The organism is Methylibium sp. (assembly GCF_013817365.1).
GTDB lineage: Bacteria > Pseudomonadota > Gammaproteobacteria > Burkholderiales > Burkholderiaceae_C > Methylibium.
The window spans coordinates 1-9,143 of record NZ_JACDCU010000128.1; the positions used below are offsets into that span (position 1 = coordinate 1).

Here is a 9,143-nt window from a genome sequence, read left to right on the forward strand (position 1 = left end):
GCGGCAGCAGGAGCAGCAACCAGGGCTGGGCGAAATCCAGGCGCATCGCGTCTTCGTCTCGATGCAGGCTAGCGCGCGTGGCGTTGCTCGGCCTGCCGCAATTCGCGGCACAGCTCGAGCAGTTCGTACGGCGCGGCCGGCCTGTCGGCGAAGAAACGCGCGGCCGACTGGCGGTAGAAGTCTTCCAGCCGTTCGGCCAGCGGCCGCAGATGCGGCGCTTCGGCCAGCAGGCGAGGCAGACCGGCCTGATGCACCACCCGCCCGGCGGTCGCATTGAACGCGCGGTGCATCGCCAGCCAGGCTCCGGGGATGGCGGGGAGCGGTTGGTCGCGATGGGTGCGCGCCAAGTGCCGCAGTTCCTGCCAAGCGCGCGCGAACGGCAAGCGGTGCGCCTCGCGGGCGTTGCGCCAGGCCCACCAGCCCAGCCAGGCCAGCAGCACCACGCCGAGCACGGTCAGCGCGGCGAAGAACTGCCGCTGAAGGTTGACCGTGGGCAAGGCGGCGACCGGCCGGTCGGGGCGCAAGGCTTGCAGTTCGCCCTGACCGAACACCGCTTGCGGCGTCAGGGGGCCGATGCTGATCGGCCAGGCCGGCACGGCGAGCGTGACACCCGAGTTCGTGGCGATCGTCAGCGCGGGCAGCGGCACGCTCATGAGCGCACGCGGAGCATTGACGATCTGGTAGTCGATCGCGAGCCACCGCTGTCCTTCGCCATCGGTCTCGATTTGTGCCGGGCGGCGTTCGAGCCACAGGCCCACGCGATCCGCGGCCGGCGGGGCGGTCGGCTCGAGCGTGCGGCCGGCTTGTTCGAGCCGGATGCGCTGTGTCAGCACGTCGCCGAGCACGTGGCCGAAGCTGCGAGGTTGTTCGACGATGGCCGGCGTGCCGACGGACGTCAGTGGCTGCGTGGCAGCAGACGTGCCAAGTGCGTCGGCGGCAGCTGAGTCCACACTGGCCGGCACTTCAGCGGCAACCGGCTGCGCGCCCGCTCGCGTCGTCGGACCGAAGCTGATAGTCGAAGAAATCGCCAGCAGACCGAAATAGTGGAGCACGGCCCGGCTCACCTTCTCGCGATGCTTCGAAGAGAAAAGGCTTTCCGGTGAACACGGAGAGAGCAAGTCGAAGTGAGCTGGCTGTCTCACGCAACAGCCTCCAGGAAATGGCGTGTCAGCCCTTCGCCGTCGAACGCGCCGTGCAGATAGAAAGGTTCCAGCCCGCGCCCTTCGAACAGCATGCGCAATTCATCCCGGCGCGCGGCAACGCCGGCGCGCCATTCGCCGCGCAACGATTCGCGCATCCACAAGCTGCGCCGCACGCCGGTCTCGGCATCGCTGACGGCCACCAGCGCCTGCGCGTCCGGGGGTTCGGTTTCGGCCGGGTCCCAGGCGACCATGGGCACCACGCAGGCCGGCGCCAGCAGTTCGAGCACGGCGTCCAGGCCGGCCAGCGGCCAGTGGAAATCGGACACCAGGAACACCAGGCCCTTGCGCCCTGCCAGTCGCGCGACCGCTTGCCGCAGGCCGTCGATGCCACCGCGGTTGCCGGCCTTTTGCGGGTTGCTCGCGGCGTCGTCATCGGCGGTGCAATCGCGAAGCAACTGCCCCATCACGAAGCCGGCGCCGCGGCTGTGGCGTGCCGGCATGAAGAGGTCGTCGCGCTCGGCATGGTCGAAGGCGAGCAGGCCGCAGGCATCGCCGGCGCGAAAGGCACTCGTGCCCAGGGCTTCGACGAAGTCGGCTGCCACCTTGAGCTTGCTGCGCGCAGCGCCGAAGTGCATCGACGCCGACACATCGACCACCGCATGCACCGGCACCGCGACCCGCTGGCGCTGGATGCGCACCAGCCATTCCTGCCGCACGTCGCGCACGCTGGCGCGCAGGTCCAGGCGGCGCGGATCGGGGTGATCGAACAGCCGCTTGTGCGCGGCGAAGCCCTGCCCTGCACCCAGGCTCGTGCCCTTGTGCGCGCCGGGTCGGTAGCCGCCGAAGCTGGCCGGCAGGCGGTAGTGGAACTCGCTCGAGCCTTGCATGTCTTTGCCGAGCGCGATCAAGGTGCGGCGACCTTGTCCATGATCTTCTCGACAAGCGCATCCGACAGCTCGGCCCGGCGCAGCTCGTACACCGGCGTGAAGAAAATCCGGTGGCCGAGCACCGAGGGCAGCACCGAGCGGATGTCGTCCGGCTCAAGGTGCGTGCGGCCGTTCAGCCAAGCCACCACGCGCGCCGCGCGCATGAGCGCGCTCATGCCGCGCGGGCTGGCGCCGGCGAGGATGAGCCGCTTCATGTCCACGCCCTCCAGCCGCACACCGAAGGCCAGCGGCGTCTCGCTCGCCTCCCACACGTCGAGCACGTAGCGCTCGATGGTCTCGCTGCTGCGCACGCTCTTCTGGATCAGCGCGCCGATCGCGTTGAGCCGGTCCCAGGGCAGCATGGCCGCGGGTACCGTCTCGATCAGCGCGTCGGCGTCGTGATAGGCCGTCTCGAAAACCAGCGCCTTGCGGATGGCACGGTCGGTCGGCTTGGCCATGTTCAGCTCGAACATGAAGCGGTCGCGCGCGGCGGAGGCCAGCTCGAAGGTTTCTTCCTTCTCGACCTTGTTGCGGTCGGCGAACACCGTCATGTGCGGGAAGCGGTACTCGCGGTTGAAGGCCGACACCGTGCGCTCGGCCATGGCGCGCAGCAGCAGCGACTGCACCTGCGGCCGGGCACGATTGATCTCGTTGAAGAAGAAGGTGGTCAGCCGCTCGCCGTGGCGCAGCAGCGGGCCCGGGTCGATGCGCGGCTTGCCGTCGGCATCGACATACGTGTGATAGATCAGGTCGCCCGGCATCAGGTCGACCGTGCCCTCGACCCGTTCGAAGTCGCCGCCGATGGCACGCGCGAAGGCGCGCAGTACGGTGGTCTTGCCGACGCCCACGTCGCCTTCGAGCAGCACGTGGCCGCGCGCGAAGGTCGCCACGTTGATCAGGCGGATCGTGTCCGGCTGGCCGATCACCGCCTTGCTCACCTCGGCTTCGAGCTTCAGCGCGATCTGCCGCCATTCCTGAAGCTGCTCGTCAGAACTCATTGCGGATTTCCATCGTGAACACAATGCGCGAGCTTGGCGCCTTGGGGGCGACGCGTCTTGCCTGCCAGTGCACCCGCGCTTGTCCGCCAGCGCACCGCGCGGCATCGAAGAATCCACAAGACTGAACCACGATGGGGTTTGACAGAGCGTTCTCCACTTCGAGCTTGCCGCCGGAACTTCGGGTGGCGGGCTGGACCCGGGCCGTCTCCGACCGCTTCGTCGAATCGGGCTTCAAGGTGCTCGACCCCGAAGGCTTCGACGCCTCGATGCTCAACCGCGACGTGGCCGATCTGGCGCTTACTCGCATCGTCTCGGCCGGGCACCACCACAAGAGGGTAACCCGCTCGCAGCGCCAAGCCCGGCGGGCCGGCGAGGCGTTCTTTCTTGTCAGCCTGCAGCTCGAGGGCCATTGCCGGGTGACGCAGGACGGGCGTGAAGCACTGCTCGCGCCCGGGCAGTTCAGCATCTACGACACGCGCCGGCCCTACGAACTGCTGATCGAGCAGGACTACCAGCAGGCGGTGCTGCGCATTCCCCGAGCGAGCCTGTGCGAGCGGCTGCCGGGCTGCGACCTGTTGACCGCGCGCGCCGTTGCCGCCGATTCGTTGCCGGCGCGTCTGCTCGTGCAGATGGTGCGCGAGACCTGCAACGGCACGGGCACGCTCGACCCGCGCGCCGCCGCCGATGTATCCGAGGGCATTCTCAGCATCCTGACGGGCGGGCTGCGCGGCCTGCACGATGGCGCCGCGGCGCAGCCGACCCGAGCGCCCGGCGCCGGCCGACAGCTCGCCCGCATCAAGGCGCATGCCTTGGCGCACCTGAGCGATCCGGACCTCTCGGTCAGCGGCATCGCGCAGGCTCTCGGGCTGTCGAAGAGCTACCTGCACAAGCTGTTTCGCGACGAGGGCAGCACGCTGGAGCGCTGGATCTGGTCCGAGCGCCTGGCCGCCTGCTGGCTGGCGCTGCAAGACCCGAGCCGCGCCGTGCACACCATCACCGAGATCGCCTACGGCCACGGCTTCAGCGACGCCGCGCACTTCAGCCGCAGCTTTCAGCGGCGCTACGGCTGCGCGCCGCGCGATTGCCGGGCAATCGCACAGGGACGTCCGAGCCGATAATGACCGCGTCCAGGCAGATCTGAAGTCATACCTTCGTGCCGGTCGAACCCAGTCCAATTCCCCTGCCCCGCTTGGCGGACCTGTGGCGCAGCCCCGCGCGGCTGACGCCCGCAACGCTTGCATTGGTCGCCGCCAACGTGGCGGTGTTCGCCGTCATGCTGGCCTTCGGCGCGGGCCTGTGGCATGCGCCGAACGATGTGCAGCTCACCTGGGGTGCCAATTTCGGCCCGGCCACCAAGGACGGGCAATGGTGGCGGCTCGGCTCGGCGATGTTCCTGCACTTCGGCGTGCTCCACCTCGCCATGAACATGTGGGCGCTCTGGGACGGCGGCCGGCTCGTCGAGCGCCTGTACGGGCACGGGCGCTTCGCCTTCATCTACCTGGGCAGCGGCGTCGTGGGCAATCTGCTGTCGCTGGTGGTGCAGGGCGAACGGGCCGTCTCGGGCGGCGCGTCGGGCGCGGTGTTCGGCGTGTACGGCGCCCTGCTGGTGTGCCTGGCGCGCGAGCGCAGCCGGGTCGATCCGTTCGAGTTTCGCTGGCTGTTCGGCGGGGTCACCGTGTTTTCGGTGGCGACCCTTGCGCTCGGTTTCGTGATTCCGGGCATCGACAACGCGGCGCACATCGGTGGCCTCCTGGCCGGTGCGCTGCTCGGCATTGCGCTGGCACGCCCATTCTCGGCCGCGCACCCGCTGCGCACGCGCCCGCGCTGGTTGGCCGGCGTCGTGCTCGCGAGCGCGCTGGCCGTGCTGGTGATCGAGATTCCGGCGCCGCGCTACAGGCTCGGCGAGGAGTTGCAGGCGCGCGAGGCGATCCGCGAGTTTCTGGACACCGACAAGCGCATCGGCGCGCGCTGGCAATCCATCTTCGAGGCCGGACGCAGCCAGAGCCAATCCTTCGACGAGTTGGCCGGGCGCATCGACGCCGACGTGTCGCGCGAGTACCAGTCGAGCTTCGAGGAGCTTTCGGCGATCAGCCTCGACGCGGCGGCGCCCTCGGCCGCGACCCTGGAGATCTTGCGCAAGTACGCGCTGCTGCGCGGCGACGCCTCGCACGAGCTCGCCGAAGCGCTGCGCGAGAAGGACGAAGCGGGCGTTCGCGGCGCGCTCGAATCGATGCGTCGTGCGCCGTTCCTGGCGCGGGAAATCGAGCTGCGGGCGACCGGTGCGGCATCGGCTCCATCGGCCGCTTCGGCCCCCTCGGCGACATCAGCCGCATCAGCCGCATCGACTTCACCCGCCCCCGCAGCCGCAAGCGCCCCGCCCTGACGAAGCTACCTCCCGCCTCGGCGGGAGCGCGTGTTCACCCCCTGCTTCGCATCCGTAGTTAGGGACGGCCAGCGCCACGCTCGCGACGTAGATTGAGGCAGCGCCCGGGCCGCTGTTCACTACCGAATGCGGAGGCAAGGCGCAGGGGAGACACACCGATGGTCACTCGCCCACGCGCACCTTCACCTGCGCCTGCCCCGGATTCCGCATCGGCTGCCGCCTCGCGTGTGGCCGCTCGCAACCCCGTGCTGTCCCGGCCCTTCCTGCCCAGCCTCGACCTCATCGGCTCCGACGCCGCGCGCCTCAGAGAACTGAGCGATGACGACAAGCGCCGGGTGCTGACCACCAAGATCGCCGACGTCACGCACTTTCGTGTCGGGCTGGCCACGCTGCACCAGCACGCCAGCGTGGCGCTCGACATGGCGGCCGAGGTGCGCACCCTGCCCAGGCAGGTGCGCGGCCTGGTGCTTCAACCCGACCGCGGCCCGGCCGAGCGCGTGAGCGTGCAGCCGGCCCTGCCGGGCGGCGGCGCCGTCATCGGCCGTGGCGTCGTCACCGATGCGCTCGGCCTCTTCACCCTGCCCTTGCCTGCCGTGAGCGACGCACAGCGCCGCAGGCTGCTGGCCGGCGGGCTGGATCTGCTCGTGACGGGAACGGCCGGGCCGCCGCAGCGCATCACCGTGCCGGTGCCGCCGACAGGCGCGCAGGCCATCGGCGAGATCGTGCTCGAAGACGCGCTCGAACCGCTGCCCGCCAGCATCGTGGGCGCGCTGATCGATCTGGTCGATGACCTGCCGGCCGGAACCAACAGCCCAGGCAGCGGCGCAGGCGCGCACGAGCCTGTCAAAGTGCAGCTCGGGCAGGACGCCTGCAGCATCACCTTCGAAGAAGACGCCGTCATGCGGCGCTTCCCCTACAAGGTGCTGGTGCGCCTGGTCGAGCCGCGTACGACGACGGTGACCCGCGTGTTCTTCCCGAGCGGGCCCTTCTTCGAGAACGCGGGCCGGGCCGCGCGCTTCATGGTGCCGGCCTGGGACGCCAACCTCATCTCCGCCCTGCAGCTCACCGACACCCGCTTCGTCGAGCGGGTGCCCATCGACAAGCCGATCAGCGTCGATGGCTTTCGCGACCAGATCATCGGCGTGCGGAACAACACCATCGGCACCGAGCGCGCGGTGCCCATGGCCGGCACGCTCGGCCTGGGTTACGTGCTCAATCTCGCGCAGGTCTGGAAGTACGACGGCCTGACCCTCGGCAACCTGCTCTATTCGCTGCCGTTGGCTCCGGGCGAGCAGCAGCGCATCGTGGTGTCCGAGCGCGTCGCTACGGCCAGCGTGAGCGAACTCGAGCGCGTCGATATCGCCGAGCAGCAGCACTCGTCGCTGCGCGAAAACGCCTCGGCGCAGGCCACCTTCGACTCGGCCTTCGAGGAACATGTGAGCGCGAATTCCAGCTACCGCAACGAGGCGCGCTCATCGAGCTGGGGCGTGGCCGGTGGCATCGGCGCGGTCCTCGGGCCGGTGGCGATCGGCATCGGCGCGGGCGGTGGCGGCGGCAAATCGAGCAACAACGGCAGCACGCAAAGCTCGCTCGATGGCGCCCGCACCTACACCAGCTCGACCGCCGAGGACATGCACCGCTCGGTCGAGCGACAGGCCTCGGGGCGCCGCTCTTCTCAGCGCACCGCGATCCGGCTGGCGACCGAGACCGACCGTGAAAGCATCACCACCAAGGTCATCACCAACCACAACAAGGCGCATGCGCTGACGATCCAATATTGGGAGGTGCTGCGCAAGTTCCAGGGCACGACTGCGGTCGAAGGCGTGAGCCTCGTGTGCTTCGTGCCGCTCGATCTCGTGCGCTTCCTGCCGCCCGGCCAGCAACTCGAACTCACCGAAACCGTGCGCGTCGACACGCGAGAAGAGCTGCTCGTGCGCTACGCCCTGCTGCACCGCCACGCCGACGCCATCCAGCCCAACCTGCCCGGGCGCCTGCGCGAGGGGCTGCGCCTGCTCGAAGACTTTGCCGCGAACATCCGCGCGCAGGTCGACGTGGTCGGCCCGGCGGCCGACGTGCTGGCCTTCTCACTGACCGGCCGGTACCTCCCCTACGAGCGGCTGTGGGTGCAGGTGCTCGTGCGCGGCGGCCGGCGCATCGGCCCGGTGCGGCTGGATTCGCCGCTCACGGCCATCGCGCCGGGGAGCTTCGGCACGCGCGCCGAGTTCTTCGGCGAACTCAAGCGCCTGCGCCGCGAAGGCGGCGAGGTGGCGATGACCGGCTCCATCGTCATCCCCGAATCCATCGACAAGAGCGAAATCATCGGCTTCGACATCCGCCGCGCCTTCGACGTGGTGGACTACCAGCTCGACCCGACCAAGAACTCCCTGTTCGACCTGATCAAGAACTCGACCGCCGGCTTTCCCGGCCTGGCGTTCAACCTCGGCACGCTGGAAGCCTCGGTGCGCATCGAGACGAGCGAGCTCGAACGCGAGCTCGGCGGGCCGAACGTGCGTGCCTTCAAGGCGACGATCAACAACGCAGCCGACTCGATCGCTGCCGACGATATCGGCAGCGCCGTCGAACTGCCGTCCGGCGGCCTGCCAGTGGCAGCACTCGAACGCAATCCGGTGCTGGGCTTTCGCGACATGATGAAGATCGAGCGCACGCTGCAGCACGTCGTGCGCAACACGCTCACCTACTCGAAAGCCGTGTGGTCCTCGCTCACCGCCGAGGAGCGCGTGGTGATGCTGGAGGGCTACACCATCGGCCTGCCCGAAGAGGGCCTGGACCCCGATGGCTTCACCGACGCCAGCCAGCACGTGCCGCTGCTCAACTGCGTGGCCAACCAGGTGCTGGGCTACTACGGCAACTGCATGATCATGCCGTTCTCGATCCCGGCCTCGCTCGCCGTGAAGCTGGCCGGCGACGTCGATGCCGAAGGCGCCGAAGACCGCGCGCCGCTGACCAACAGCGCCGTGCAGGAGGCGCTGACGCGCTTTCACACCGAGGCCTTCTCGCCGCCCGTCTCGCACTTCACCTTGCCCACGCGCGGCGTGCTCGGCGAGGCGGTGCTCGGCCACTGCCCCTCGGCCGAGAAGATCGACCTCACGCGCTTCTGGAACTGGCAGGACTCGCCGGGCGACGAGGCGACCGCGATCAACAACGTCGCGCTGCGCGCAAACAGCCTGGCCCAGCTCACGGCGCCGGCGACGCTCTCCAACGTGCCGAGCATCATCAACAACGTCGCCGGCGAAGGCGGCGGCGGGCTCACGCTGGGCGCTCTGGCCGCCACGCTCGCCGGCAAGGCGCCGACGCAGCAGGACTTCTCGACCGACTTCCTCGGCCAAGCCGTGCTCACTGCGCTGGGCGGCAAGACCATCGACAGCGCCGAGGCTGCCCGCAAGGACGCGCTGGGCTCGGCGACGCAGCTTGCAGGCAAGGCCCTCGACGCCGGGGTGGACGTCTTCAAGACCAAGCTCGGTGCCGACAAGGCCGCCGCCGACAAGAAGGAGGCCGAAAAGAAAGAGGCCGACGACAAGGCCAAAGCTGCGGAGAAGGCCAAGGCCGACAAGCAGACCGTCGCTCTCAAGGACCTGAAGGACAACGCCGCCGCTTATCTCGGCGCCGCCAACAACAAGCCCGATTTCGATCAGGCCAAGGCGTTCGCCGACGGCATCATCGCTGGCCTCAGCGG

The 9,143-nt window shown here is 69.2% G+C and carries 6 protein-coding genes; 3 read left to right on the plus strand and 3 right to left on the minus strand.

Annotated features, from left to right (window positions below; translation table 11 throughout):
- Positions 1-68: 68 nt before the first annotated feature.
- The 3 genes from H0W38_RS09815 to H0W38_RS09825 all read right to left on the minus strand — a co-directional run bounded on the left by H0W38_RS09815 (position 69) and on the right by H0W38_RS09825 (position 3,066).
- Positions 69-1,052, minus strand: a complete 984-nt coding sequence (locus H0W38_RS09815; protein ID WP_292453353.1) for a calcium incorporation protein MxaA — start codon at positions 1,050-1,052, stop codon at positions 69-71.
- Positions 1,053-1,138: 86 nt separating this feature from the next.
- Positions 1,139-2,029 carry an MxaS protein gene (locus H0W38_RS09820; RefSeq protein ID WP_292453366.1) on the minus strand — a complete coding sequence of 297 codons (891 nt, stop codon included), beginning with the start codon at positions 2,027-2,029 and terminating at the stop codon, positions 1,139-1,141.
- A gap of 17 nt (positions 2,030-2,046) precedes the next feature.
- Positions 2,047-3,066 carry a MoxR family ATPase gene (locus tag H0W38_RS09825; RefSeq protein ID WP_292453356.1) on the minus strand — a complete coding sequence of 340 codons (1,020 nt, stop codon included), beginning with the start codon at positions 3,064-3,066 and terminating at the stop codon, positions 2,047-2,049.
- 131 nt (positions 3,067-3,197) lie between these two features.
- Here H0W38_RS09825 and H0W38_RS09830 point away from each other — a divergent pair, with 131 nt between their 5' ends.
- The 3 genes from H0W38_RS09830 to H0W38_RS09840 form a co-directional block, all read left to right on the plus strand.
- The gene (locus H0W38_RS09830) at positions 3,198-4,184 is read left to right on the plus strand and encodes a helix-turn-helix domain-containing protein (protein ID WP_292453358.1); all 987 of its coding nucleotides are present in this window, start codon (positions 3,198-3,200) and stop codon (positions 4,182-4,184) included.
- 71 nt (positions 4,185-4,255) lie between these two features.
- Positions 4,256-5,449: a rhomboid family intramembrane serine protease gene (locus tag H0W38_RS09835; protein WP_292453361.1), complete on the plus strand. Its 1,194-nt coding sequence runs from the start codon at positions 4,256-4,258 to the stop codon at positions 5,447-5,449.
- Between the two features lie 227 nt (positions 5,450-5,676).
- On the plus strand, positions 5,677-9,143 hold a 3,467-nt coding region (locus tag H0W38_RS09840), incomplete at its 3' end, for a hypothetical protein (RefSeq protein WP_292453363.1).

Bases quoted from the DNA above. Each gene is read 5' to 3' on its own strand.
- H0W38_RS09820 (WP_292453366.1), bottom strand. From the start codon at position 2,029: ATGCAAGGCTCGAGCGAGTTCCACTACCGCCTGCCGGCCAGCTTCGGC.
- H0W38_RS09825 (WP_292453356.1), bottom strand. From the start codon at position 3,066: ATGAGTTCTGACGAGCAGCTTCAGGAATGGCGGCAGATCGCGCTGAAG.
- H0W38_RS09830 (WP_292453358.1), top strand. From the start codon at position 3,198: ATGGGGTTTGACAGAGCGTTCTCCACTTCGAGCTTGCCGCCGGAACTT.